26 protein-coding genes are annotated in these 23,830 nt (G+C 63.0%); 15 read left to right on the top strand and 11 right to left on the bottom strand.

Annotated elements, in window-relative coordinates; genetic code table 11:
- Positions 1 to 64 precede the first annotated feature (64 nt).
- The gene (locus tag ACZ9A3_RS25295; RefSeq protein ID WP_177329133.1) at positions 65 to 2,518 is read left to right on the top strand and encodes a penicillin-binding protein 1A; all 2,454 of its coding nucleotides are present in this window, start codon (positions 65 to 67) and stop codon (positions 2,516 to 2,518) included.
- Between the two features lie 135 nt (positions 2,519 to 2,653).
- On the opposite strand, the gene ACZ9A3_RS25290 is transcribed toward ACZ9A3_RS25295, so the two are convergent.
- From ACZ9A3_RS25290 to rpmE, 3 genes are all read right to left on the bottom strand, one after another.
- Positions 2,654 to 3,922 carry a malic enzyme-like NAD(P)-binding protein gene (locus ACZ9A3_RS25290; protein WP_476253238.1) on the bottom strand — a complete coding sequence of 423 codons (1,269 nt, stop codon included), beginning with the start codon at positions 3,920 to 3,922 and terminating at the stop codon, positions 2,654 to 2,656.
- A gap of 178 nt (positions 3,923 to 4,100) precedes the next feature.
- Positions 4,101 to 4,922, bottom strand: coding sequence for a thermonuclease family protein (locus tag ACZ9A3_RS25285; RefSeq protein WP_093377189.1), 822 nt, complete (start codon positions 4,920 to 4,922; stop codon positions 4,101 to 4,103).
- Positions 4,923 to 4,924: 2 nt separating this feature from the next.
- On the bottom strand, positions 4,925 to 5,140 hold the full coding sequence (gene rpmE / locus ACZ9A3_RS25280; RefSeq protein ID WP_010222223.1) for a 50S ribosomal protein L31: 216 nt from the start codon (positions 5,138 to 5,140) through the stop codon (positions 4,925 to 4,927).
- A 172-nt stretch (positions 5,141 to 5,312) separates the two neighbouring features.
- On the opposite strand from rpmE, the gene ACZ9A3_RS25275 reads away from it, so the two are divergent.
- The 3 genes from ACZ9A3_RS25275 (at position 5,313) to ACZ9A3_RS25265 (ending at position 10,066) form a co-directional block, all read left to right on the top strand.
- Positions 5,313 to 7,532 carry a primosomal protein N' gene (locus ACZ9A3_RS25275; protein WP_476253237.1) on the top strand — a complete coding sequence of 740 codons (2,220 nt, stop codon included), beginning with the start codon at positions 5,313 to 5,315 and terminating at the stop codon, positions 7,530 to 7,532.
- Between the two features lie 106 nt (positions 7,533 to 7,638).
- Positions 7,639 to 9,375, top strand: a complete 1,737-nt coding sequence (gene argS / locus ACZ9A3_RS25270; protein ID WP_045193990.1) for an arginine--tRNA ligase — start codon at positions 7,639 to 7,641, stop codon at positions 9,373 to 9,375.
- A gap of 1 nt (position 9,376) precedes the next feature.
- Entirely contained in the window at positions 9,377 to 10,066 is a 690-nt protein-coding gene (locus tag ACZ9A3_RS25265) for an SPOR domain-containing protein (RefSeq protein ID WP_038997644.1), read from the top strand.
- A gap of 48 nt (positions 10,067 to 10,114) precedes the next feature.
- Here ACZ9A3_RS25265 and ACZ9A3_RS25260 read toward each other — a convergent pair whose 3' ends face one another.
- Entirely contained in the window at positions 10,115 to 10,534 is a 420-nt protein-coding gene (locus ACZ9A3_RS25260; protein ID WP_045193957.1) for an NINE protein, read from the bottom strand.
- Between the two features lie 246 nt (positions 10,535 to 10,780).
- Between ACZ9A3_RS25260 and ACZ9A3_RS25255 the strand changes: the two genes are divergently transcribed.
- A complete protein-coding gene (locus ACZ9A3_RS25255) occupies positions 10,781 to 11,416 on the top strand; it encodes a C40 family peptidase (RefSeq protein WP_045193958.1) in 636 nt (211 codons plus the stop codon).
- Here the strand turns inward: ACZ9A3_RS25255 and ACZ9A3_RS25250 are convergent.
- Positions 11,413 to 12,441 (bottom strand): type IV pilus twitching motility protein PilT, encoded by a 1,029-nt coding sequence (locus tag ACZ9A3_RS25250; RefSeq protein WP_476253236.1) that lies wholly within the window; start codon positions 12,439 to 12,441, stop codon positions 11,413 to 11,415. The genes ACZ9A3_RS25255 and ACZ9A3_RS25250 overlap by 4 nt on opposite strands.
- A 66-nt stretch (positions 12,442 to 12,507) precedes the next feature.
- Here ACZ9A3_RS25250 and ACZ9A3_RS25245 point away from each other — a divergent pair, with 66 nt between their 5' ends.
- The 9 genes from ACZ9A3_RS25245 (at position 12,508) to ACZ9A3_RS25205 (ending at position 19,141) form a co-directional block, all read left to right on the top strand.
- Complete coding sequence (locus ACZ9A3_RS25245) at positions 12,508 to 13,194, top strand: YggS family pyridoxal phosphate-dependent enzyme (RefSeq protein ID WP_476253235.1); 687 nt, start codon at positions 12,508 to 12,510, stop codon at positions 13,192 to 13,194.
- Positions 13,195 to 13,232: 38 nt separating this feature from the next.
- Positions 13,233 to 14,051 carry a pyrroline-5-carboxylate reductase gene (gene proC, locus ACZ9A3_RS25240; RefSeq protein ID WP_045193961.1) on the top strand — a complete coding sequence of 273 codons (819 nt, stop codon included), beginning with the start codon at positions 13,233 to 13,235 and terminating at the stop codon, positions 14,049 to 14,051.
- Positions 14,052 to 14,061: 10 nt separating this feature from the next.
- A complete protein-coding gene (locus ACZ9A3_RS25235) occupies positions 14,062 to 14,652 on the top strand; it encodes a YggT family protein (protein WP_045193962.1) in 591 nt (196 codons plus the stop codon).
- A gap of 125 nt (positions 14,653 to 14,777) precedes the next feature.
- On the top strand, positions 14,778 to 15,917 hold the full coding sequence (metX, locus tag ACZ9A3_RS25230; RefSeq protein WP_045193963.1) for a homoserine O-succinyltransferase MetX: 1,140 nt from the start codon (positions 14,778 to 14,780) through the stop codon (positions 15,915 to 15,917).
- A 7-nt stretch (positions 15,918 to 15,924) separates the two neighbouring features.
- Positions 15,925 to 16,545 carry a methionine biosynthesis protein MetW gene (metW, locus tag ACZ9A3_RS25225; protein ID WP_038997652.1) on the top strand — a complete coding sequence of 207 codons (621 nt, stop codon included), beginning with the start codon at positions 15,925 to 15,927 and terminating at the stop codon, positions 16,543 to 16,545.
- 24 nt (positions 16,546 to 16,569) lie between these two features.
- Complete coding sequence (locus tag ACZ9A3_RS25220) at positions 16,570 to 17,004, top strand: DUF4426 domain-containing protein (RefSeq protein ID WP_045193964.1); 435 nt, start codon at positions 16,570 to 16,572, stop codon at positions 17,002 to 17,004.
- On the top strand, positions 17,001 to 17,597 hold the full coding sequence (gene rdgB, locus ACZ9A3_RS25215; protein WP_045193965.1) for an RdgB/HAM1 family non-canonical purine NTP pyrophosphatase: 597 nt from the start codon (positions 17,001 to 17,003) through the stop codon (positions 17,595 to 17,597). Before ACZ9A3_RS25220 ends, rdgB begins: the two co-directional genes overlap by 4 nt.
- Positions 17,594 to 18,808 (top strand): radical SAM family heme chaperone HemW, encoded by a 1,215-nt coding sequence (gene hemW, locus ACZ9A3_RS25210; RefSeq protein WP_476253234.1) that lies wholly within the window; start codon positions 17,594 to 17,596, stop codon positions 18,806 to 18,808. The genes rdgB and hemW overlap by 4 nt, the downstream gene beginning before the upstream one ends.
- Before the next feature lie 9 nt (positions 18,809 to 18,817).
- Positions 18,818 to 19,141, top strand: coding sequence for a DUF3392 domain-containing protein (locus ACZ9A3_RS25205; protein WP_010222202.1), 324 nt, complete (start codon positions 18,818 to 18,820; stop codon positions 19,139 to 19,141).
- A gap of 44 nt (positions 19,142 to 19,185) precedes the next feature.
- Here the strand turns inward: ACZ9A3_RS25205 and trmB are convergent, their stop codons facing one another.
- From trmB to ACZ9A3_RS25185, 4 genes are all read right to left on the bottom strand, one after another.
- A complete protein-coding gene (gene trmB / locus ACZ9A3_RS25200; RefSeq protein ID WP_045193967.1) occupies positions 19,186 to 19,908 on the bottom strand; it encodes a tRNA (guanosine(46)-N7)-methyltransferase TrmB in 723 nt (240 codons plus the stop codon).
- A 9-nt stretch (positions 19,909 to 19,917) separates the two neighbouring features.
- Complete coding sequence (locus ACZ9A3_RS25195; RefSeq protein WP_093377214.1) at positions 19,918 to 20,712, bottom strand: thiazole synthase; 795 nt, start codon at positions 20,710 to 20,712, stop codon at positions 19,918 to 19,920.
- Positions 20,713 to 20,760: 48 nt separating this feature from the next.
- Positions 20,761 to 20,961 carry a sulfur carrier protein ThiS gene (gene thiS / locus ACZ9A3_RS25190; RefSeq protein ID WP_045193991.1) on the bottom strand — a complete coding sequence of 67 codons (201 nt, stop codon included), beginning with the start codon at positions 20,959 to 20,961 and terminating at the stop codon, positions 20,761 to 20,763.
- 101 nt (positions 20,962 to 21,062) lie between these two features.
- A complete protein-coding gene (locus tag ACZ9A3_RS25185) occupies positions 21,063 to 21,434 on the bottom strand; it encodes a DUF423 domain-containing protein (protein ID WP_045193969.1) in 372 nt (123 codons plus the stop codon).
- A 34-nt stretch (positions 21,435 to 21,468) separates the two neighbouring features.
- On the opposite strand from ACZ9A3_RS25185, the gene mtgA reads away from it, so the two are divergent.
- On the top strand, positions 21,469 to 22,227 hold the full coding sequence (gene mtgA, locus ACZ9A3_RS25180) for a monofunctional biosynthetic peptidoglycan transglycosylase (protein WP_176794197.1): 759 nt from the start codon (positions 21,469 to 21,471) through the stop codon (positions 22,225 to 22,227).
- Positions 22,228 to 22,290: 63 nt separating this feature from the next.
- Here the strand turns inward: mtgA and ACZ9A3_RS25175 are convergent, their stop codons facing one another.
- A complete protein-coding gene (locus ACZ9A3_RS25175; protein ID WP_045193971.1) occupies positions 22,291 to 22,800 on the bottom strand; it encodes a DUF1993 domain-containing protein in 510 nt (169 codons plus the stop codon).
- A gap of 80 nt (positions 22,801 to 22,880) precedes the next feature.
- Positions 22,881 to 23,735 (bottom strand): RNA polymerase sigma factor RpoH, encoded by an 855-nt coding sequence (rpoH, locus tag ACZ9A3_RS25170; RefSeq protein ID WP_010222193.1) that lies wholly within the window; start codon positions 23,733 to 23,735, stop codon positions 22,881 to 22,883.
- Between the last annotated feature and the right edge of the window lie 95 nt (positions 23,736 to 23,830).

Raw genomic sequence — 23,830 nt, 5'->3', positions numbered from 1 at the left:
TTTATCCTTTGTCCGCTGGCCCCGCGCGCAACCCATTCTTTTATCTGGACGCCCTAAAGCCTTGATACGCCTGCTGAAGTTCTTCTGGTGGTCTTTCGTCGCAGTCATCTGCGCGCTCGTGCTCGGTCTGAGCGGCGCATTTCTGTATCTTAGCCCCAGCTTGCCCTCGGTAGAGGCCCTCAGAAGCATCCAGTTGCAGATCCCTTTGCGGGTCTACAGCAGCGACGGCAAGCTGATCGCCGAGTTCGGCGAAATGCGCCGCTCGCCCATCCGTTTTGCCGACATTCCGCCGCATTTCATCCAGGCTTTGCTGTCGGCTGAAGACGACAATTTCGCCAATCACTACGGCGTTGACCCCAGCAGCCTGATGCGTGCTGCAACACAATTGCTCAAGTCCGGGCACATCCAGACCGGCGGCAGCACCATCACCATGCAGGTGGCGAAGAACTTCTTCCTCAGCAGCGAACGCAGCTTCTCGCGCAAGACCAACGAGATTCTCCTGGCCCTGCAGATCGAACGCGAACTGACCAAGGACGAGATCCTCGAGCTGTACGTCAACAAGATCTACCTGGGCAACCGCGCCTACGGCATCGAGGCCGCCGCGCAGGTGTACTACGGCAAGTCGATCCGCGATGTCAGCCTGGCGCAGATGGCGATGATCGCCGGCCTGCCGAAAGCGCCGTCGCGCTTCAACCCACTGGCCAACCCGGTGCGCGCCAAAGAGCGCCGCGACTGGATCCTGGGGCGCATGTACAAGCTCGGCAAAATTGATGAAGCCAGCTACCAGACAGCATTGGCCGAACCGATCAACGCCAGCTACCACGTGCCGACCCCAGAAGTTAACGCACCCTACATCGCCGAGATGGCCCGCGCCGAAATGGTCGGCCGCTACGGCAGCGATGCCTACACCGAAGGCTTCCGCGTCACCACCACGGTGCCGAGCGACCTGCAGGAAATCGCCAACAAAGCCGTACTCAACGGCCTCACCGCCTACGACGAGCGTCATGGTTACCGTGGCCCCGAGTCGCGCTTCCCGGGCAAGACCCGTGACGCCTGGCTGCAGGAACTGAGCAAGCAACGCCCGTTGGGCGGCCTGGAGCCGGTGATCGTCACCGAAGTCAGCAAGACCGGCCTGCAGGTGCTGACCCGCGCCGGCAACCAGGAGTCGGTGGCCTGGGAGACCATGAAGTGGGCCCGCCCGTTCCTCAACACCAACAGCCAGGGCCGTGCACCACAGCAGCCTGCCGACGTTGCCCAGGTCGGCGACCTGATTCGCGTGCAGCGCCTGGACGACGGCAGCCTCAAATTCAGCCAGGTGCCGGGGGCGCAGAGCGCGCTGGTATCGCTGGACCCGAACAGTGGTGCGATCCGCGCCCTGGTCGGCGGTTTCTCGTTCGAGCAGAGCAACTACAACCGCGCCATGCAGGCCAAGCGTCAGCCGGGCTCGAGCTTCAAGCCGTTCGTGTACAGCGCTGCGCTGGACAACGGCTACACCGCCGCCAGCCTGGTCAACGACGCGCCGATCGTATTTGTCGACGAATACCTGGACAAGGTCTGGCGGCCGAAGAACGACACCAACACCTTCCTCGGCCCGATCCGCATGCGCGAGGCGCTGTACAAGTCGCGCAACCTGGTATCGATCCGCCTGCTGCAGGCCATGGGCGTAGGCCCGACCATCGACTACATCAGCAAGTTCGGCTTCAACAAGCAGGACCTGCCGCCCAACCTGTCGCTGGCCCTGGGCACCGCAACCCTGACGCCGATGGAAATCGCCACCGGCTGGAGCACCTTTGCCAACGGCGGCTACAAGATCAGCCCATACCTGATCGAACGCATCGAGAGCCGCAACGGCGAGACCCTGTTCACTGCCAACCCGCCACGGGTCCCGCAAAGCGAACAGGTCGAAGCCGGCATCGCCGCCCCCGAGCAGCCGATCAGCACCCAGCTGCCGGGCGAAGGCCTGAGCACCGTGGCCAGCGATCCGGCCGCCGCCGTCGCCCAGCCGCCGGCCGTGGCCGAGCGCATCATTGACGGGCGCACCAGCTATATCCTCACCAGCATGCTCCAGGACGTGATCAAGCGCGGTACCGGGCGCCGCGCCCTGGCCCTGGGCCGTACTGACCTCGCCGGCAAGACCGGTACCACCAACGAATCCAAGGACGCCTGGTTTTCCGGCTACAACGCCGACTACGTAACCACCGTCTGGACCGGCTTCGACCAACCGGAAACCCTCGGCCGCCGCGAGTACGGCGGCACCGTGGCGCTGCCGATCTGGATGAGCTACATGGGCGCTGCACTCAAAGACAAGCCCAACCATGCCCCGGCCGAGCCGGAAGGCATCCTCAGCCTGCGCGTCGACCCGGTCAGCGGCCGGGCGGCGACGCCAAGCACGCCGAACGCCTACTTCGAGCTGTTCAAGGCCGAAGACACACCGCCTTCGGTCAACGAGCTGGGTAACGGCAGCGCACCGGGCAGCCCGCTGCCAGCGGACGAGGCAGCGCCGATCGATCTGTTCTGATGACGGAGGCGCCCACAGATCCTTTGTGGGCGCTGGCCTTGCCAGCGATGAAGCCAACACCGATCCACAGCCGTCACCCACAAAAAAGCCCCGACTCTCGCGAGCCGGGGCTTTTTGTTATGACGCTACAACAGCTTAGCCGTTGAACACGTCATCCACGCTTTTCAGCGGGTAGTTCTTCGGATACGGCAGGGTCGCCACACCAGTCTCGATCGCGGCCTTGGCCACGGCATCGGAAACCACGGTGATCAGACGAGCGTCCATTGGCTTCGGAATGATGTACTCACGACCGAATTCCAGGGCGTCGACGCCGTAGGCTGCGCAGACTTCCTTAGGCACTGGCAGCTTGGCCAGGTCCTTCAGGGCGTTGGCGGCAGCGATCTTCATTTCTTCGTTGATGCGCTTGGCGCGAACGTCCAGGGCACCGCGGAAGATGAACGGGAAGCCCAGTACGTTGTTGACCTGGTTCGGGTAGTCGGAACGACCGGTAGCCATGATCACGTCGTTACGGGTGGCGTGGGCCAGCTCCGGGGAGATCTCTGGATCAGGGTTGGAGCAGGCGAACACGATCGGGGTCGGCGCCATCGACTTCAGGCCTTCAGGGCTCAGCAGGTTCGGGCCGGACAGGCCGACGAACACGTCAGCGCCTTGCAGGGCGTCAGCCAGGGTGCGCTTGTCGGTAGCGTGGGCGAACACCGCCTTGTACTGGTTCAGGTCGTCACGGCCAGCGTGGATCACGCCAGTACGGTCAACCATGAAGATGTTCTCGATCTGTGCGCCCATGCTCACCAGCAGTTTCATGCAGGAGATGGCGGCGGCACCGGCGCCCAGGCAGACGATCTTGGCGTCGGCCAGGGTTTTGCCAGCGATTTCCAGGGCGTTGATCATGCCGGCGGCGGTAACGATCGCGGTGCCGTGCTGGTCATCGTGGAATACCGGGATGTCGCACTGTTCGATCAGCGCGCGCTCGATTTCAAAGCACTCTGGCGCCTTGATGTCTTCCAGGTTGATGCCACCGAAGGTGATCGAGATGCGCTTGACGGTGTCGATGAAGGCTTGCGGGCTCTCGGAGTCGACTTCGATGTCGAACACGTCGATACCGGCGAAACGCTTGAACAGAACGCCCTTGCCTTCCATGACCGGTTTGGAGGCCAGTGGGCCGAGGTTACCCAGGCCGAGGATGGCGGTGCCGTCGGAAATGACTGCTACCAGATTGCCCTTGCCGGTGTACTTGTAGGCCAGTTCCGGATCGCGACCGATTTCGCGAACCGGCTCAGCCACGCCAGGGCTGTAGGCCAGCGCCAGGTCGCGAGCAGTCGCGGTAGGTTTGGTGAGCTCGACGCTCAGTTTCCCCGGACGAGGTTGAGCGTGGTATTCGAGAGCGGCAGTTTTCAAATCTGACATGGTGGGCATTCCGCTATTTACTGTTCTGACGGACCGCCGAGGATACGCAAAGAGCAAAGGGCCGACAAGACTGCCCGGTCACTTGTGTCAAGGCCTTTAACCTACGACTTTCCGCCAAGAGCCACGGCCTGCAAGGGTTTCGATGTGTACAATCGAAATTAAAAATGTAGACAATTTTTTATCTTTCGACCCGTTCCAGCATCGACGGATCGGTCAGGGGCAGCAACCAGCGTTGCTGTCCCGGCTTCAGGCCACCTTTGCGGGAACGATCCAGCACCCAACCGCGGGCTTCGATCGATCGACCTTTCAGATCAGTGAAGAACGAAGAGGGGAAATTGCGCTGCAGGCGTGCCGGCACCTGAAGCACCAGAGAATCGTCGATTTCGATCCAGATACCCCCGCGATTGCGCTGGATATCCATCACCTTGCCACTTATCAGGGCAAAACCGGACTGACGCACGGCGCTTGCCGGGGTCAATGGCGATTGCCGCCACAGGCCTTTACCGGCCTGACGAGCGGCGCGCTCGGCCTGCGCCTGGCAGCCGGCCAACGCGACGTTGGGGGCCACCGCAACCCGGTAGCCAAGGCCTTCACTGAGCAGTTGTGCTTCGAAATTGTCGCCAGAGCGGCCGTAGACATGCGCCAGAGTACGGCCATATTTGTCCCGCGCCTCGACGCCAGGAACCAGCCCCACCTGCCCGCCGCTGGCCTTGACCAGGGCCTGCAAGCGCTGCCGTGCAGCCTCGGCGAAGGCTTCACTGCTGCGACCTTTGCGACCGATTTCCGGTGCATTAATGCCAATCAGGCGAACACTGCGGCCATCATTCAGACGCAAGGTATCGCCATCGACCACCTGGCGCACGCTGACCACCTGCGCATCGACCGGTGCCGCGCAGAATGCCAGGGCCGGCAACTGCCAGATCGCGCCCATAAAAAAGGCGCCCACGAGGGACGCCTTTTTCAGCAGCAATGCCAAACCCATCGGGCCAGCGTCGCGCAATCTTACTTCTTGGCACCGAACATGCCGAAGCGATCGGCGAACTTCTGTACGCGGCCGCCGGTGTCCAGGACCTTCTGCTTACCGGTGTAGAACGGGTGGCAGAGGTTGCAAACGTCGATCGGCAGGGCCTTGGCCAGAGTCGAACGAGTTTCGAATTTGTTACCGCAGCTGCAGGTAACTTCTACAGCTTCGTATACCGGATGGATATCGGCTTTCATGGTGTTTCCTCAGTGCTGACGTGCCGCCACTCAACACCATTGTTGAATACCGCACGCAAAATAGGGTCGGAATAATACCAGAGCAAACAGCCAACGCAAGTTGTCGCTTAGACCGGCGGTCGTCTGCTAGGCTCGCCGGACCCTGGAATTCCCCCTGCAGAGAACCTTTCGCGTGTCCGACGTCATTCTACGCCTTGCCCTGCCCTCGCCCCTGCGGCGGCTGTTCGACTACAGGGCACCGGCAAGCATGGCGCGCCAGGCACTGACCCCGGGCATGCGTATCCGCGTGCCGTTTGGTCGACGCGAGATGATCGGCATCCTGATCGAGATCAGCGACACCAGCGAGGTGCCGGCCGACAAGCTCAAGCCCGCAATCGCCCTGCTCGATCCGGTGTCGCCGCTGCCGCCGGCACTGTTCAAGCTGTGCCTGTGGACTGCGCAGTATTATCAGCACAGCCTCGGCGATACCCTGAGCTGGGCCCTGCCGGTGCTGCTGCGCCAGGGCGAACCGGCGCAAGCGCGCCAGGAGCGCTTCTGGCAAGTGGCCCCAGGCGCGCGCCTGGACGACCCGCGCATCGCCCGCGCGCCGCGCCAGCGCGAAGCCCTGGCAACCCTGGCGCAGCACCCCCATGGCGTGGCCCATACCCTGCTGAGCAAGCTGATGCTGAGCAAGGACAGCCTCGACCTGCTGCTGGCCAAGGAGCTGGTGCAGGTCGAGGTGCGCCGCCACTTGCCCCAGGAACGCCACGAACACTGGCTGGCGCAGCCGGAGCTGCCGCTCAACGACGAGCAGCGCACCGCCTTCAATGCGGTACGCTCAGGCTTCGACAGCTTTCATGCCTTCTTGTTGGCCGGGGTCACCGGCAGCGGCAAGACAGAGGTCTACCTGCAGCTGATCCGCGAAACCCTGGAGGCCGGCAAGCAGGCGCTGATTCTGATCCCGGAGATCAACCTGGGGCCGCAAACCCTGGCGCGCTTCGAGCAGCGTTTTAACGCGCGCATCGCCCTGCTGCACTCGGCGGTCAATGACCGCGAGCGCCTGGATGCCTGGCTGGCCGCACGTGACGGCGAGGCCGACATCATCATCGGCACCCGCTCGGCATTGTTCACACCGATGAAAAACCCCGGCTTGATCATCATCGACGAAGAACACGACGGCTCGTATAAACAGCAGGAAGGCCTGCGCTACCACGCTCGCGACCTGGCGCTGGTGCGCGCGCGCCAGGAGAACATCCCGATCCTGCTGGGCTCGGCCACGCCGTCGCTGGAGAGCCTGCATAACGCCCACAGCGGCCGCTATGGCCTGCTGCGCCTCAACCAGCGCGCCGGCGGCGCCCAGCAGCCGCGCTTCCTGCGCCTGGATGTGAAGAGCCGGCCGTTGGACAGCGGCATCAGCGGGCCGATACAGCAAGCCATCGGCCAGACCCTGGCGGCCGGCCAGCAGGTACTGGTGTTCCTCAACCGCCGCGGCTTTGCGCCGACGCTGCTGTGCCATGACTGCGGCTGGATGTCCGAATGCCCACGCTGCGATGCGCGCATGACCGTGCACCAGCGCTCCAACGAGCTGCGCTGCCATCACTGCGGCTACGATGAGCGCGTGCCGCGCCAGTGCCCGCAGTGCAACAAAGTCGACCTGCGCCCGGTGGGTGCCGGCACCGAGCGCGCCGAGGAGCGCCTGAGCATTCTTTTTCCGGATTACCCAGTGCTGCGGGTCGACCGCGACAGCACTTCGCGCAAGGATGCGATGAACCAGTTGTTCGCCACCATCCAGCGCGGCCAGCCGTGCATCCTGGTTGGCACCCAGATGCTCGCCAAGGGCCACCATTTTCCGCGGGTGACCCTGGTGTCGATCCTCGATGCCGACGGCGGCCTGTTCTCCGGCGATTTTCGCGCCAGCGAGCGCATGGCGCAGATGATCGTCCAGGTCGCCGGCCGCGCCGGGCGCGCCGAGGAGCCGGGCAAGGTGATCATCCAGACCCACCTGGCCGACCATCCTTTATTGGTGCAACTGACCGAGCAGGGTTACTTCGCCTTTGCCGAGCAGGCCCTGAGCGAGCGCCGCGCCGCCGGCCTGCCGCCTTTCGCGCACCTGGCGCTGTTGCGCGCCGAAGCGCACAAGCCGGGGCAGGCCGAGGGGTTTCTCGATGAAGCCTGCAGCGCCGCCGAGCAGTTGCTGGCCGAACAGAACCTGCACGGCATCGAGTTGCTAGGTCCGGTACCGGCGCCGATGGAACGCCGTGCCGGGCGGTTTCGTGCGCAATTGTTGCTCCAGGCCAATGCCAGGGCACCTTTGCATCGACTGATCAGCGCCTGGTTGCTAGTGTTGGAACAGATGCCGTCCGGGCGCCAGGTGCGTTGGTCGCTGGATGTCGATCCGGTGGATTTGTACTGACAGCATTGGCCCAAAGGTTGGCAACCTCGCCCCGGCAACGGATAATGTCCAGTTTTTCCACCTGCGCATCGAAGCGCCGCCGCGCTTGCGGTCGAAAGAGAAGCCCATGAAAGACACCATTCGCCAGCTGATCCAGCAAGCCCTCACCCAACTCGTCACCGACGGTGTGCTGCCTGAAGGGCTGACGCCGGCGATCCAGGTGGAGAACGCCCGGGACAAGACCCACGGCGACTTCGCCAGCAACATCGCGATGATGCTGGCCAAGCCTGCCGGCATGAAACCGCGCGACCTGGCCGAGAAGATCATCGCCGCCCTGCCTGCCGACGAGCAGGTAAGCAAGGTCGAGATCGCCGGCCCAGGCTTTCTCAACTTCTTCCAGAACACCCAGGCCCTGGCCTCGCGCCTGGACGCGGCCCTGGCCGACGCCAAGCTTGGCGTGAAGAAAGCCGGCCCGCAGCAGAAGGTGGTGGTCGACCTGTCGGCCCCTAACCTGGCCAAGGAGATGCACGTCGGCCACCTGCGTTCGACCATCATCGGTGACGCCGTATCCCGCGTGCTGGAGTTCCTCGGCGATGACGTAATCCGCCAGAACCACGTCGGCGACTGGGGCACCCAGTTCGGCATGCTGATGGCCTACCTGCAGGAAAACCCGATCACCAGCGACGAGCTGTCGGACCTGGAGAACTTCTACCGTGCGGCGAAAAAACGCTTCGACGAGTCCGAAGAGTTCGCCGACCGCGCCCGTGGCCTGGTGGTCAAGCTGCAAGCCGGCGACCCGGAATGCCTGAAGCTGTGGACCCGCTTCAAGGACATCTCGCTGTCGCACTGCCAGAAGACCTACGAACTGCTCAACGTCAAACTGACCATGGCCGACGTCATGGGCGAAAGCGCCTACAACGACGACCTGGCCAATGTCGTCAGCGACCTCAAGGCCAAGGGTCTGCTGGTCGAGAGCAAGGGCGCCCAGTGCGTATTCCTTGAAGAATTCAAAACCGCCGAAGGCGAGCCACTGCCGGTGATCGTGCAAAAAGCCGACGGCGGCTACCTGTACGCCACCACCGACCTCGCTGCCGTGCGCTACCGCAGCAACGTGCTCAAGGCCGACCGCGCCCTGTACTTCGTCGACCAGCGTCAGGCCCTGCACTTCAACCAGGTGTTCGAAGTGGCTCGCCGCGCCGGTTTCGTCGGCCACCCGATGCAAATGGAGCACATGGGCTTCGGCACCATGAACGGCGCCGACGGCCGTCCGTTCAAGACCCGCGACGGCGGCACGGTGAAGCTGATCGACCTGCTCACCGAAGCCAAGGAGCGTGCCTACGCCCTGGTCAAGGAGAAGAACCCGGAGCTGGCCGAGGCCGACCTGCGCGCCATCGGCGAAGTGGTCGGCATTGGCGCGGTGAAATACGCCGACCTGTCCAAGCACCGCACCAGCGACTACAGCTTCAACTTCGAACTGATGCTCAACTTCGAAGGCAACACCGCGCCTTACCTGCTGTACGCCTACACCCGCGTCGCCGGTGTGTTCCGCAAGCTGGGCAAGAGCTTTGAAGAAGTCGACGGCCAGATCATCCTGCAAGCACCGCAGGAGCAGGACCTGGCTGCACGCCTGGCGCAGTTCGGCGAGATCCTCAACAACGTCGCCGAGAAGGGCACGCCGCACGTGCTGTGCGCTTACCTGTACGACGTTGCCGGCCTGTTCTCGAGCTTCTACGAGAACTGCCCGATCCTCGCCGCCGACACCCCTGAACAGCAGCAGAGCCGCCTGCGTCTGGCCGCCCTGACCGGTCGTACCCTCAAGCAAGGTCTGCAACTGCTCGGCCTGGAAACCCTGGAGCGCATGTAAGTTGGCTGCCAAGAAAAAACCCGCACCCAAGCGCGGCGCGAGTCGCTATCAGGCACCTGCCAAGCAGCCGATCCCGGGCTGGCTGTGGCTGGCAATCGGCTTGTCGGTGGGCGCCTTTGTCGTGTTTCTGATGAAGCTTGAGCCTGGCAACGGCGAGGTCAAGCGCACCAAGCCCGAGCAGCAGAAGGCCGAGAAGGTCGCCGAAGCCAACAAGACCGCACCAAGCCCGCAGCAGCCGGTGAAGCCCAAGTACGACTTCTATACCTTGCTGCCGGAATCGGAAGTGATCGTGCCGCCTGAAGCGGTGCCGGAGAAAACCCCGCCGGTGCCGGCGCAACCTCCGGTCACCCCGGCGGAAGCGGCGAAGATCGACACCGCTCGTGCCCAGGCCGCGTTGATGGGCCAAACGCCACCACCCGCACCACCGGTGATCAAGCCGGCGGCGACCACCCAGTTCTTCCTGCAGGCCGGCTCGTTCCGCAAGCAGGCCGACGCCGACAAGGTCCGCGCGCAGATCATCCTGCTCGGCCAGGCGGTCAAGGTGGAGTCCGGCACGGTGAAGGAAGAAACCTGGTACCGCGTGCTGGTTGGCCCGTTCAGCAACCGTGAGCAGCTGACCGTGGCGCAGAAGCAACTGGCCGGCAGCGGCTTCAGCAACCTGTTGTTGCAGCAGCGCCAGACCCGCCAGTAACCTCGCCGTAAAAGCCTTGTCGCATTCACTGCGACAAGGCTTCAGGCCTTAACGCCGCTGGGCGTTGGCCAGTGACACCTGGGTATTGAGCGTCCAGAAGTCATACAGCACCCCCACCAGGAATAACCCGCCGGTGCACAGGTAGATCAGGCCGGTGATCCACTTGCCCTGGTACATGCGGTGCACGCCAAACACCCCGAGGAAGGTCAGCAGGATCCACGCCAGGCTGTAGTCCAGTGGGCCCGGCTGAAAGCGCAGGTCGGCTTCGCGGTCCATCGCCGGAATCAGAAACAGGTCGATCAACCAGCCGATGCCGAGCAGGCCCAGGGTAAAGAACCAGATCGTGCCAGTGACCGGCTTGCCATAGTAGAAGCGGTGCGAACCGGTGAAGCCGAAAATCCACAGCAGATAACCGATCACCTTGCTGTGGGTGTCGTGTAGCTGACCGCCCTGTTGATAACTGTTCATTCATAGCCCCTGTGGGTTATCGATAAATTTTCTAAAGAAAAATGTGACTTTTCTGTGGCAAGCCGACGTGTGGTCATTTGCCACCCTACCCGCCGCAAACCCCTATCCTGTCTGGCCCGCGCCTTTCGAATGCAGGCCAATCGCCGCTTCTGCCGGTTTTTGCCGCCCCCTGGAATCGACCAACGGATCAGAATTTGATCAAAAAGCTGTTATAAAGTTGCGCGCTAACCAACCAGAGCCCTGCCTATGCGTCCTTTTTTCAAGACATGGCTGACCATCTGCCTATTATTGCCACTGGCTGCCCACGCCACCAATCGTGAGCAACGGTTACCCAACGGTTTCTCCGGGTACACCTCCAATTCCACTGCTGCGCGTCCACACAAGAACGTCAGCAGCAACAAAGTCCAGCACAGCCCCAAGCGCAGCGCTCGCCCGGGCAAACCGCTGCCGGTTGCCGCGGCCATGTCGCCGCAGCAGAGCAGCGATGTGCTCAGCCGCGCGGTCAACGTGCTCGGCACCCCGTATCGCTGGGGCGGCAGCAGCCCGAGCAAGGGCTTTGACTGCAGCGGCCTGGTCAAGTACGCCTTCAACGACATCGATGAAGTCGACCTGCCCCGCACCTCCAACGCCATGGCCAGCGGCCACGGCATAAAAGTCGATCGCAACGACCTCAAGCCCGGCGACCTGATCTTCTTCAACATCAAGAGCCGCCGGGTCAACCACGTCGCCATCTACCTGGGCAACGACCGCTTCATCCACGCGCCGCGCACTGGCAAACGGGTAAGCATCGACACCCTGAACAAGCCGTACTGGAACAGCCGTTACGTGGTTGCCAAACGTGTCTTGCCAAAAAGCCAGCAACTGGCCCTGGCTAAACGCTAGAAACGCCCCGGCGCCCGCTCCCGGGCGCTTTCAGGGCTGACCAGCCCTTGACGCACCAGGCCCTGCAGACACGCGTCGAGGGTCTGCATCCCCTGTGCCCCGCCTGTCTGTATCGCCGAATAAATCTGCGCCACCTTGCCCTCGCGCACCAGGTTGCGCACCGCAGGCGTTGCCAGGAGTATCTCGTGGGCTGCCAGCCGGCCGCCGCCAACCTTCTCCACCAGAACCTGCGAGACCACTGCCTGCAGCGACTCGGCGAGCATGGCGCGTACCAGTTGCTTCTCTTCGGCGGCGAACACATCCACCAGGCGGTCAATGGTTTTCGCCGCCGAGCCGGTATGCACCGTGGCCAATACCAGGTGCCCGGTTTCCGCTGCAGTCAGGGCCAGGCGAATGCTCTGTGGATCGCGCAGTTCACCGAGCATGATCACATCCGGATCCTGGCGTAATGCTGCGCGCAAGGCCTGGGCAAAACCCCGGGTGTGCCGGCCGATCTCGCGCTGGCTGATGCGGCTGCGCTGCGAGCTGTGGATAAATTCGATGGGGTCCTCGAGGGTGACGATGTGCAGCGCCCGCTCACGGTTCAGGTGATCGACCAGAGCCGCCAGGGTGGTCGATTTGCCCGACCCTGTGGGCCCGGTAACCAGCACCAGCCCGCCCGACAGCTCGGCAATTTGCCGAAACACATCCCCCAGGTCGAGTTCTGCCAGGCTGCTGACCTGCGCCGGAATCACCCGCAGCACTGCAGCGGCGCCATGCCGTTGCTGGAAAGCATTGACCCGAAAGCGCGCCAATGCTGGCACGGCAAAGGCAAAGTCGATATCCAGATGTGTTTCAAAATCCTTTTGCTGCGCCGCGGACATCACCTGTCCGAGCATTTCGTCCATGTCTTGCGGCGTCAGCGCCGGCAACTCCAGCGGCCGCAAACACCCCCCAAAACGCAGCGCCGGCACCTCGCCCGCCGCCAGGTGCAGGTCACTGGCACCGGCTTGCACAGCCAGCGCCAGCAGTTCAGTCACATCCATGAGACTCCCCAAAGGCCGCCAAGCAGGTAGAATGCCGCAGACCCAAAGAGCCGCTGGCATCGATCAATGTCCACCATAGCAGACAACCTTTCCACGCTCGCCGCACGCATCCGTGCCGCCGCGCTGGCCGCCCGGCGCGAGCCTTCGGCCGTGCAGCTGCTGGCCGTGAGCAAGACCAAACCCGCCGCTGCCGTGCGCGAAGCCTTCGCCGCCGGGGTGCGCGATGTCGGTGAGAACTACCTGCAGGAAGCCCTGAACAAACAGGGCGAATTGACCGACCTGCCCTTGACCTGGCACTTCATCGGCCCCATTCAGTCGAACAAGACTCGTGCGATTGCCGAGCACTTTGACTGGGTACATTCCGTGGACCGTCTGAAAATCGCCCAACGCCTGTCCGAGCAACGCCCTGACAACCTTGCAGCGCTGAACATCTGCCTGCAGGTCAACGTCAGTGGCGAAGCCAGCAAGTCTGGCTGCACGCCCGAAGAGCTGCCGGCCCTGGCCAGCGCCATCGCCGCGCTGCCACGCCTGCACCTGCGCGGGTTGATGGCGATTCCCGAGCCGACCGACGACGAGGCCGCCCAACAAGCGGCCTTCGCCCGGGTTCGCGAGTTGCAGGCGAGCCTTCAGTTACCCCTCGACACCCTGTCCATGGGCATGAGTCATGACCTGGAAGCCGCGATTGCCCAGGGCGCGACCTGGGTGCGCATCGGCACCGCGCTGTTCGGTGCCCGCGACTACGGCCAGCCCTGACCCATGCTTTTTCCCTCTTTCCCTATCAAGGACCTGACATGAGCAAGACTCGTATTGCCTTTATCGGCGCCGGCAACATGGCTGCCAGCCTGATCGGCGGCCTGCGCGCCCAGGGCCTGGAAGCTTCGCAGATCCGCGCCAGCGATCCGGGCGCCGAGCAGCGGGCGAAAATCCATGCCGAGCACGGCATCGAGATGTTCGCCGACAACGCCCAGGCCATCGAAGGCGCCGATGTGGTGGTATTGGCGGTCAAGCCACAGGCGATGAAAGCCGTGTGCGAAGCGCTCAAGCCCAAGCTCAAGCCCGAGCAACTGGTCGTCTCGATCGCCGCCGGGATCACCTGCGCGAGCATGAACAGCTGGCTCGGCGCCCAGCCGATCGTGCGCTGCATGCCCAACACCCCGGCGCTGCTGCGCCAGGGCGTCAGCGGCCTGTTCGCCACCGCCGAGGTTTCGCCGGCCCAGCGCCAGCAGGCCGAGCAACTGCTGTCGGCCGTGGGCATCGCCCTGTGGCTGGACAACGAACAACAGCTGGATGCGGTGACTGCGGTGTCCGGCAGTGGCCCGGCGTATTTTTTCCTGCTGATCGAGGCCATGACCGCCGCCGGCGAGAAACTCGGCCTGCCACGAGAAACCGCCGCCAAGCTGACCCTGCAAACCGCCCTGGGCGCTGCGCACATGGCGGTCAGCAGCGATGTTGACGCCGCCGAACTGCGCCGTCGGGTCACCTCACCGGCCGGCACCACGGAAGCGGCGATCAAGTCGTTCCAGGCCAATGGATTCGAAGCGCTGGTGGAACAGGCGCTGGGTGCCGCTGCGCACCGCTCGGCCGAAATGGCTGAACAACTGGGCAACTAAGGAGCCGAAGATGATCGGATTGAACACCGCTGCAATCTATGTGCTGCAGACCCTCGGCAGCCTGTACCTGCTGATCGTGGTGCTGCGCTTTGTCCTGCAACTGGTGCGCGCGGACTTCTACAACCCGCTCAGCCAGTTCGCCGTACGCGCCACCCAACCGCTGCTCAAACCAATGCGCCGGGTGATCCCGAGCCTGTTCGGCCTGGACATGTCGTCGCTGCTGCTGGCGATCATCATCCAGCTGCTGGTGATGGGCCTGACCCTGCTGCTGGCCTACGGCACCACCGGCAACCCGCTGCAATTGCTGGTCTGGTCGATCATTGGCGTGACCGCGCTGTTTCTGAAGATTTTCTTCTTCGCCCTGATCATCAGCGTGATCCTCTCGTGGGTCGCGCCGGGCAGCCACAACCCGGGCGCCGAGCTGATCAACCAGATCTGCGACCCGTTTCTGGCGCCGTTCCGCCGCATCCTGCCGAACCTCGGCGGCCTGGATATCTCTCCGATCCTGGCGTTCATGGCGCTGAAGCTGATCGACATGCTGGTGATCAACAACCTGGCGGCGATGAGCGGGATGCCGGAGATTCTGCGACTGCTGGTCTGATCACTCGCGGGGCAAGCCCGCTCCCACAGCACTTCTGTAGGAGCGGGCTTGACCCGCGATGCTTTCCTTGCCGCACTTCGCAGTGGTCTTTAGACTTACGCCTCATTCAAGCGTGAGCAGGGTCGATGTCCACTGTCTTTCCCGAAGATTCGGTCGGTCTGGTAACACCGCAACTGGCACAGTTCAGCGAGCCGCTGGCGCTGGCCTGCGGTCGCTCGCTGGCCGCCTATGAACTGATCTACGAAACCTACGGCACGCTCAACAGCAGCGCCAGCAACGCCGTGCTGATCTGTCATGCGTTGTCCGGCCATCACCATGCCGCCGGCTACCACAGCCCCGACGATCGCAAGCCGGGCTGGTGGGACAGTTGCATCGGCCCCGGCAAGCCGATCGATACCAATCGTTTCTTCGTGGTCAGCCTCAACAACCTTGGCGGTTGCAACGGCAGCACCGGCCCCAGCAGCATCAACCCGCTCACCGGCAAGCCCTACGGCGCCGATTTCCCGGTACTGACCGTGGAAGACTGGGTGCACAGCCAGGCGCGCCTGGCCGATCGCCTGGGTATCCAACAATGGGCCGCCGTCGTCGGTGGCAGCCTGGGCGGCATGCAGGCGCTGCAGTGGACCATCACCTACCCCGATCGCGTGCGTCATTGCCTGGACATCGCCTCGGCACCCAAGCTCTCGGCACAGAACATCGCCTTCAACGAGGTGGCACGCCAGGCCATCCTCACCGACCCGGAATTCCACGGCGGCTCGTTCCAGGATCAGGGCGTGATCCCCAAGCGCGGCCTGATGCTGGCGCGCATGGTCGGGCACATCACCTACCTGTCCGATGACTCCATGGGCGAGAAATTCGGCCGCGAGCTGAAAAGCGACAAGCTCAACTACGACTTCCACAGCGTCGAGTTCCAGGTTGAAAGCTACCTGCGCTATCAGGGCGAGGAGTTCTCCGGGCGTTTCGACGCCAACACCTACCTGCTGATGACCAAGGCACTGGATTACTTCGACCCGGCTGCCAGCCACGGCGGCGACCTGGCAGCGACTCTTGCGCATGTCACCGCGGATTACTGCGTGATGTCGTTCACCACCGACTGGCGCTTCTCGCCAGCACGCTCGCGGGAGATCGTCGATGCGCTGATCGCCGCGCGCAAGAACGTCTGCTACCTGGATATCGATTCGCCCTATGGCCACGATGCCTTCCTGATCCCGACCCCGCGCTACATCACGGGATTCACGAACTACATGAACCGCATCGTCTGCTGAGGAGCCTATGAGAGCCGACCTGGAAATCATCCAAGACTGGATCCCCGCCGGCAGCCGGGTACTCGACCTCGGTTGCGGTACCGGTGAACTGCTGGCGTCGCTGCGCGACCACAAGCAGGTGGCCGGCTACGGCCTGGAAATTGACCCCGACAACATCGCCCAGTGCGTGGCCAAGGGCGTCAACGTCATCGAGCAGGACCTCGACAAGGGCCTGGGCAACTTTGCCAGCAACAGTTTCGACGTGGTGGTCATGACCCAGGCCCTGCAGGCCGTGGAATACCCCGACCGCATTCTCGACGAAATGCTGCGCGTCGGCCGCCAGTGCATCATCACCTTTCCCAACTTCGGCCACTGGCGCTGCCGCTGGTACCTGGCGACCAAAGGTCGCATGCCGGTTTCCGACTTCATGCCGTATACCTGGTACAACACGCCGAACATCCACTTCTGTACCTTCGAAGACTTCGAGGCCCTGTGCAGCGAACGCCGCGCCCAGGTCCTCGACCGCCTGGCGGTCGACCATTTGCACCGCCACGGGTGGGCGAGCAAGCTATGGCCTAATCTTCTAGGTGAGATCGGCATTTACCGTGTCAGCAGCCCCGGCCTTACCGAACACAAGGTCGCGGTTTAACCCGCACACCGGAGGAGAACGATCATGGGCCGCTTGTTGAGTTTTTTACTGACTGCCTGCCTGAGTGTGACGGCGGTCGCCGCCGATGCCATCAAGGGCGAGCGCCAGGAAGTGTTCGGTGACACCACGGTGCACTACAGCACTTTCATTTCGACCTTCCTGCAACCAGATATTGCCAAGGCTGCGGAACTGGTGCGCAGCAAGAACCAGGGCGTGATCAACGTCTCGGTGATCAAGGCTGGCAAGCCACTGGTCACCCAGGTCAGCGGCACCGTCAAGGACCTGACCAGCAACTCGGTGCCGTTGAAGTTCAAGCAGATCACCGAACAGGGCGCCATCTACTACATCGCCCAGTTCCCTGTTGAACAACAGGAAACCCGGACCTTCACCATCGACGTTGGCATTGGTGGCAAGACCGAAACCATCAGCTTCAACCAAGAGCTTTTTCCAGGCGAATGATGACTTTTCAGCAAATCGTATTGGCCAGCCATAACGCCGGCAAACTCAAGGAACTGCAGGCCATGCTCGGTGACACCGTGCAACTGCGTTCCATTGGCGAATTCAGCAGCGTCGAGCCGGAAGAAACCGGCCTGTCGTTCGTCGAAAACGCCATCCTCAAGGCGCGCAATGCCGCGCGCATTTCCGGCATGCCGGCGCTGGCCGATGATTCGGGCCTGGCGGTGGACTTTCTCGGCGGCGCGCCGGGCATCTACTCCGCTCGTTATGCCGATGGCAAAGGCGATGCGGCCAACAACGCCAAGTTGCTCGACGTGCTCAAGGACGTCCCGCAGGAGCAGCGCGGCGCCCAGTTCGTCTGCGTCCTGGCCCTGGTCCGGCATGCCGACGACCCGCTGCCGATCCTCTGCGAAGGCCTGTGGCACGGGCGCATCCTGACCCAGGCCAGCGGCGAGCACGGCTTTGGCTATGACCCACTGTTCTGGGTGCCGGAGCGCGATTGCTCGAGCGCCGAGCTGAGCCCTGCCGACAAGAACCAGATCAGCCACCGTGCCCGCGCCATGAGCCTGTTGCGTCAACGTCTGGGCCTGGCATGACCGAGCATTCGCCGGCACAGCCACTGCACCTGGGCGAGGCTGGCTTTACTTCCCAAGCACCGCGGGCGGCCCTGCCACAGCTGCCGCCCCTGGCGCTGTACATCCATATCCCCTGGTGCGTGCGTAAATGCCCGTACTGCGACTTCAACTCCCACGCCGCCACCCCCGAACTGCCGGAAGAAGCCTACGTCGACGCCCTGCTCGCCGACCTCGACCAGGAGCTGGGCAACGTCCATGGCCGCCCGATCAGCTCGATCTTCTTTGGCGGCGGCACCCCGAGCCTGTTCAGCGCCCGCGCGCTGGGGCGCTTGCTGGTCGGTGTGGAGCAACGCATCCCGTTTGCCAGCGACATCGAGATCACCCTCGAAGCCAACCCTGGGACCTTCGAGCAAGAGAAGTTCAAGGCCTACCGGCAACTGGGCATCAATCGCCTGTCGATCGGCATCCAGAGCTTCCAGCAGGCCAAGCTCGAAGCCCTGGGTCGCATCCACAACGGTGACGAAGCGATTCGCGCCGCCGACATGGCGCGCAATGCCGGCTTCGACAACTTCAACCTCGACCTGATGCATGGCCTGCCTGACCAGTCGCTGGACGACGCCCTGGGCGACCTGCGCCAGGCGATTGCGCTGAACCCCACGCACCTGTCCTGGTACCAGTTGACCCTGGAGCCGAACACGGTGTTCTGGAACCAGCCGCCACTGCTGCCCGAAGACGACATCCTCTGGGACATCCAGGAAGCCGGCCAGGCCCTGCTGGCCAGCCACGGCTACGCCCAGTACGAAGTCTCGGCCTACGCCCAGCCGGGCCGCGCCGCGCGGCACAACCTCAACTACTGGAGCTTTGGCGACTTCATCGGCATCGGCGCCGGCGCCCACGGCAAACTCAGCCACCCCGACGGACGGATCCTGCGCACCTGGAAGACGCGGCTGCCCAAGGACTACCTGAACCCGGCCAAGCCCTTCAAGGCCGGCGAAAAGCTGCTGCCAGTGGACGAGCTGCCCTTCGAGTTCCTGATGAACGCCCTGCGCCTGACCCAGGGCGTAGACATCGAGCTGTTCAGCCAGCGTACCGGCCTGCCCCTGGAGCAACTGGCGGCGGCGCGGCGGGAAGCCGAACAAAAAGGGCTTTTGCAGGTCGAACCGACGCGACTGGTCGCTACCGCGCGTGGCCAGTTGTTCCTCAACGACCTGCTGCAGTATTTCTTGACCTAAGGATTGCGAATGGACCTGGTACTCGACCTGCTCTCGACCGTTTCCCGCTGGAGTCGCAGCAACCTGTCGGAGATTTCCCTGGCCTTGGTGGGCTGTTTGCTGGTGCTGTTTGGCACCGATATCAAAGGCTGGGTCGAACAACGCCTGGGCGGCCTTGCAGGCGCCTTGCGCGTACCGTTCATGGCCTTGCTGGTGATGATCGGCAGCGGTGCGGCATTGATCTATGCCACCCCGTGGGTGGTGAAGGGGCTGGCACAGTTCAACAACTATGCGTTGGCGCCGGTGTTGCTGATTGTGCTGGTGTTGATTGGCGTGGTTGCCGATCGGCGCTGAAAAGCATCGCGGGGCGACCCGACTTGCCCCGCGATTGACATCACCTACGCCAGTTTTTCGAACTTCAGATCCCACACCCCATGCCCAAGCCGCTCGCCGCGGCGTTCGAACTTGGTGATCGGGCGCTCGGCCGGACGCTCTACGCACTTGCCGTCGGCGGCCAGGTTGCGATAACCCGGGGCGACGTTCATCACTTCCAGCATGTATTCGGCATAGGGCTCCCAGTCGGTGGCCATATGGAACACGCCCCCCACCTTGAGCTTGCTGCGCACCAGCTGCGCGAACTCCGGCTGGACGATGCGACGCTTGTGGTGACGGCTTTTGTGCCAAGGGTCGGGGAAGAACAGCATCAGCCGGTCGAGGCTGTTGTCAGCCACGCACTTGTTCAGCACTTCGATGGCATCGCAGTCATACACCCGCAGGTTCTTCAGGCCCTGGGTCAGCACGCCGTTGAGCAGCGCACCGACACCCGGACGGTGCACTTCGACACCGATGAAGTCCTGCTCCGGCGCGGCAGCAGCCATTTCCAGCAGGGAGTGGCCCATGCCGAAGCCGATCTCCAGGGTACGCGGCGCCGAGCGGCCGAAGACCTGGTCGTAGTCCACCGGGCTCTCGGCCAGGGGCAGGATGAACAGCGGCCCACCCTGGTCCAGGCCGCGCTGCTGGCCTTCGGTCATGCGCCCGGCGCGCATCACGAAACTCTTGATGCGGCGGTGTTGGCGCTCTTCGCCTTCGGTGGTGATCGGCGTTTCTTGCGATTCAGTCATCAGGGGCTCTTACTTGATCAGACCATCCAGCGGCGACGACGCGCTGGCATAGAGTTTTTTCGGCATACGCCCGGCAAGGTAAGCCAGGCGGCCAGCGACAATGGCGTGTTTCATGGCTTCGGCCATCATGACCGGCTGCTGTGCGTGCGCGATCGCCGAGTTCATCAGCACCGCCTCACAGCCCATTTCCATGGCGATGGTGGCGTCGGACGCGGTACCGACACCGGCATCGACCAGCACCGGGACTTTCGATTCTTCGAGGATGATCTGCAGGTTGTACGGGTTGCAGATCCCCAGGCCCGTACCGATCAGCCCGGCCAGTGGCATTACCGCGATGCAACCGGCTTCGGCCAGCTGGCGGGCAATGATCGGGTCGTCACTGGTGTAGACCATCACGTCGAAACCGTCCTTGACCAGCACTTCGGCGGCCTTGAGGGTCTCGATCACGTTGGGGAACAGGGTCTTCTGGTCGGCCAGTACTTCGAGCTTGACCAGGTTGTGGCCATCGAGCAGCTCACGGGCCAGGCGGCAGGTGCGCACGGCTTCGACCGCGTCATAGCAGCCAGCGGTGTTCGGCAGGATGGTGTAGCGATCGGGCGGCAGCACGTCGAGCAGGTTCGGTTCGCCCGGGTTCTGGCCGATGTTGGTGCGGCGCACGGCAACCGTGACGATCTCGGCGCCGGAGGCCTCGATGGCCAGGCGGGTTTCTTCCAGGTCACGGTACTTGCCGGTGCCAACCAGCAGGCGCGACTGGAAGGTACGACCGGCCAGGGTGAAGGGCTTGTCGCTACGAACGTTGCTCATCGGTAATCCTCTTGAAGGTTGAGGGACTTGCAGGTGAAGCGCGAAGGCCTAGCCGCCGCCAATGGCGTGCACCACTTCAACCTGGTCGCCGTCGTTCAGCGTGGTGACGTCGTGCTGGCTGCGCGGCACGATGTCCAGGTTGAGTTCGACCGCCACCCGGCGACCCGCCAGGTCAAGCCGGTTGAGCAGGGCCGCGACGCTTTCGCCATCGGGCAATTCGAAAGGTTCACCGTTCAGTTGAATGCGCATGCGCACGGCCGCCATTATTTTTAGGGGCCCGCATTCTAGCCCTGATCAGGGCGCAAACCCAAGGCCGGGCCGCGCCATTCGTCTCGATCCGGACTCGCGGGTCAGCTCAGGCGCCAGGCTGCAAGGCCCAGGCACAGCCATCCGCCGAGAAACGCCAGGCCGCCAAAGGGAGTGATGATACCGAGCTTGCCGATGCCGCTCAGGGTCAGCACATACAGGCTACCGGAAAACAGCAGGATCCCCAGGGTGAACAGACCACCGGCCCACCCGACCAGACGCCCGGGCAGGTGCACCGACAGCACTGCTACCGCGAGCAGGGCCAGGGCGTGTACCAGCTGGTAGGTGACGCCGGTATGAAAGATCGCCAGGTATTCGCTGCTCAGCCGGCCCTTGAGGCCATGGGCAGCAAAGGCGCCCAGGGCCACGCCGGTAAAGCCGAAAAACGCCGAAAGCAGCAGAAAACTACGCAGCATTGGGAAGACTCCTAGTCAGCACAGGGTCTGTATAATGGCCCGCTCCATCGCTTCGGCCAAGCCATCGCCTATGTTGTCTTCCATTTTCCGTCGCCTCACCCGTGCCCTGCTGTGGTTTGCCGCAGGCAGCGCCCTGCTGGTGCTGGTGTTTCGCTGGGTGCCGCCGCCCGGCACCGCCCTGATGGTCGAGCGCAAGGTCGAGTCCTGGGTCGATGGCCAGCCGATCGACTTGCAACGGGACTGGGAGCCGTGGGAGCGAATCTCCGATGAGCTGAAAGTGGCTGTGATTGCTGGCGAAGACCAGAAGTTCGCCAACCACTGGGGCTTTGACTTCAACGCCATCCAGGCGGCGCTGGCCCATAACGAGCGCGGCGGCAGCATCCGCGGCGCCAGCACCTTGAGCCAGCAAGTGGCCAAGAACCAGTTCCTCTGGGCCGGCCGTAGCTGGTTGCGCAAGGGGCTCGAAGCCTGGTTCACCGCACTGATCGAGCTGCTATGGTCGAAAGAGCGGATTCTTGAGGTCTATCTCAACAGCGCCGAGTGGGGCGAAGGCGTGTTTGGTGCACAGGCGGCCGCCCGGCACCACTTCGGCGTCGATGCCAGCCAGCTTTCGCGCCAGCAGGCCAGCCTGCTGGCTGCGGTGCTGCCCAGCCCGCTGAACTGGAGCGCCAGCCGGCCCAGCACTTATGTGGCGCGACGCGCAGGCTGGATTCGCCAGCAGATGCGCCAGCTCGGCGGTAACAGCTACCTGGCCCAGCTGGACAGCCCACGTCGGGCACCTTGGAAGCAATAAAAAACCCGGCAAAGCGCACGCTTTGCCGGGTTTTTACTGCATGCCCATTACTGGGTAAACGTTTTAGAACGCGCCCATGTAGTCACGCTTGCCCACTTCTACACCGTTGTGACGCAGGATTGCGTAGGTGGTGGTGACGTGGAAGAAGAATTGCGGCAGGCCGTAGGTCAGCAAATAGGCCTGGCCACTGAAGCGCTTCTCTTTCGGCGTGCCCGGACGGGTCACGATTTCAATGCCTTCCTTGCCGTCGATCTGCGCCGGCGCAATGCCGTCCAGGAAAGCCAGGACCTTGCTGATCAGCGCTTGCAGCTCGGCAAAGGTGGTTTCGCTGTCATCGTATTTCGGCAACTCGACCTCAGCCAGGCGCGCCGAAACGCCCTTGGCGAAATCAACAGCGATCTGCACCTGGCGAACCAGCGGAAACATATCCGGATACAGGCGAGCCTGGAGGAAAACGCTTGGATCAATGTTTTTCGCCGTGGCGTGAGCTTCGGCCTTGTTCAGCACATCGCTCAGGGCGTTGAGCATCTGCTTGAAGACAGGAACAGAAGCGGCATACAAGGAAATGGTCATAACAGCCTCGACAGGGGTGGCGGAGAATCATGAAAAAGCCCCGACACGTCGGGGCTTTTTGGTTATTGCCGTTTTGCGAATCAGACCGCGATCAAGGCTTTGACCTTGTTCATCGCGTTCTTTTCCAGCTGGCGGATCCGCTCGGCGGATACGCTGTATTTCTCGGCCAGGTCATGCAGGGTGGCCTTTTCCTCGGCCAGCCAGCGCTGATAGAGAATATCGCGGCTGCGGTCATCCAGGCCTTGCAGGGCTTCGTGCAGGTTGCTGGTGGAGTTGTCACTCCAGTCGGCATCCTCCAGTTGACGCGCAGGGTCGTAACGGTGGTCTTCCAGGTAGTTGGCCGGCGACTGGAATGCACTGTCGTCGTCGGCTTCACTGGCCGGGTCGAAGGCCATGTCCTGACCGGTCAGGCGGCTCTCCATTTCACGCACTTCACGCGGTTCAACACCCAGGCTTTCGGCGACACGATGAACTTCATCGTTGTTCAGCCAGGCCAGGCGTTTTTTCTGGCTGCGCAGGTTGAAGAACAGCTTGCGCTGGGCCTTGGTGGTCGCCACCTTGACGATGCGCCAGTTACGCAGGATGAACTCGTGAATCTCGGCCTTGATCCAGTGCACTGCAAAGGACACCAGGCGCACGCCCATTTCCGGGTTGAAGCGCTTGACCGCTTTCATCAGGCCAACGTTGCCTTCCTGAATCAGGTCGGCCTGGGCCAGCCCGTAGCCCGAATAGCTGCGAGCGATGTGTACAACAAAACGCAGGTGGGCGAGCACCATCTGCCGAGCCGCCCCAAGATCCTGCTCATAGTAGAGACTCTCGGCCAGTTCACGCTCCTGCTCGGGCGTCAGCAATGGAATGCTGTTGACCGTGTGCACATAGGCTTCCAGGTTTGCGCCGGGAACCAGGGCATAGGCAGGTTGCAACGAAGTGGTCATACGAAAAAACCTCCGACTCACTAAACTCGTGCCAAAGGCACTGCCAACATTGACCGGGAACCGCGAAACAAGTTCCCTAAAAATGAAAAGAGTCA

The organism is Pseudomonas sp. TE4620, assembly GCF_056279045.1.
This window is presented reverse-complemented; position numbering and strand designations above follow the sequence as displayed.

Excerpts from the sequence above, each read along its gene's own strand:
- proC (WP_045193961.1), top strand. The coding sequence starts at position 13,233 with ATGAGCAAGACTCGTATTGCCTTTATCGGCGCCGGCAACATGGCTGCC.
- ACZ9A3_RS25255 (WP_045193958.1), top strand. The coding sequence starts at position 10,781 with ATGCGTCCTTTTTTCAAGACATGGCTGACCATCTGCCTATTATTGCCA.
- ACZ9A3_RS25250 (WP_476253236.1), bottom strand. The coding sequence starts at position 12,441 with ATGGATGTGACTGAACTGCTGGCGCTGGCTGTGCAAGCCGGTGCCAGT.
- trmB (WP_045193967.1), bottom strand. The coding sequence starts at position 19,908 with ATGACTGAATCGCAAGAAACGCCGATCACCACCGAAGGCGAAGAGCGC.
- ACZ9A3_RS25185 (WP_045193969.1), bottom strand. The coding sequence starts at position 21,434 with ATGCTGCGTAGTTTTCTGCTGCTTTCGGCGTTTTTCGGCTTTACCGGC.
- rpoH (WP_010222193.1), bottom strand. The coding sequence starts at position 23,735 with ATGACCACTTCGTTGCAACCTGCCTATGCCCTGGTTCCCGGCGCAAAC.
- ACZ9A3_RS25175 (WP_045193971.1), bottom strand. The coding sequence starts at position 22,800 with ATGACCATTTCCTTGTATGCCGCTTCTGTTCCTGTCTTCAAGCAGATG.
- ACZ9A3_RS25260 (WP_045193957.1), bottom strand. The coding sequence starts at position 10,534 with ATGAACAGTTATCAACAGGGCGGTCAGCTACACGACACCCACAGCAAG.
- ACZ9A3_RS25195 (WP_093377214.1), bottom strand. The coding sequence starts at position 20,712 with ATGAGCAACGTTCGTAGCGACAAGCCCTTCACCCTGGCCGGTCGTACC.
- rpmE (WP_010222223.1), bottom strand. The coding sequence starts at position 5,140 with ATGAAAGCCGATATCCATCCGGTATACGAAGCTGTAGAAGTTACCTGC.
- thiS (WP_045193991.1), bottom strand. The coding sequence starts at position 20,961 with ATGCGCATTCAACTGAACGGTGAACCTTTCGAATTGCCCGATGGCGAA.
- hemW (WP_476253234.1), top strand. The coding sequence starts at position 17,594 with ATGACCGAGCATTCGCCGGCACAGCCACTGCACCTGGGCGAGGCTGGC.
- rdgB (WP_045193965.1), top strand. The coding sequence starts at position 17,001 with ATGATGACTTTTCAGCAAATCGTATTGGCCAGCCATAACGCCGGCAAA.
- argS (WP_045193990.1), top strand. The coding sequence starts at position 7,639 with ATGAAAGACACCATTCGCCAGCTGATCCAGCAAGCCCTCACCCAACTC.
- mtgA (WP_176794197.1), top strand. The coding sequence starts at position 21,469 with ATGGCCCGCTCCATCGCTTCGGCCAAGCCATCGCCTATGTTGTCTTCC.
- metX (WP_045193963.1), top strand. The coding sequence starts at position 14,778 with ATGTCCACTGTCTTTCCCGAAGATTCGGTCGGTCTGGTAACACCGCAA.
- ACZ9A3_RS25220 (WP_045193964.1), top strand. The coding sequence starts at position 16,570 with ATGGGCCGCTTGTTGAGTTTTTTACTGACTGCCTGCCTGAGTGTGACG.
- ACZ9A3_RS25245 (WP_476253235.1), top strand. The coding sequence starts at position 12,508 with ATGTCCACCATAGCAGACAACCTTTCCACGCTCGCCGCACGCATCCGT.
- metW (WP_038997652.1), top strand. The coding sequence starts at position 15,925 with ATGAGAGCCGACCTGGAAATCATCCAAGACTGGATCCCCGCCGGCAGC.
- ACZ9A3_RS25290 (WP_476253238.1), bottom strand. The coding sequence starts at position 3,922 with ATGTCAGATTTGAAAACTGCCGCTCTCGAATACCACGCTCAACCTCGT.
- ACZ9A3_RS25205 (WP_010222202.1), top strand. The coding sequence starts at position 18,818 with ATGGACCTGGTACTCGACCTGCTCTCGACCGTTTCCCGCTGGAGTCGC.
- ACZ9A3_RS25235 (WP_045193962.1), top strand. The coding sequence starts at position 14,062 with ATGATCGGATTGAACACCGCTGCAATCTATGTGCTGCAGACCCTCGGC.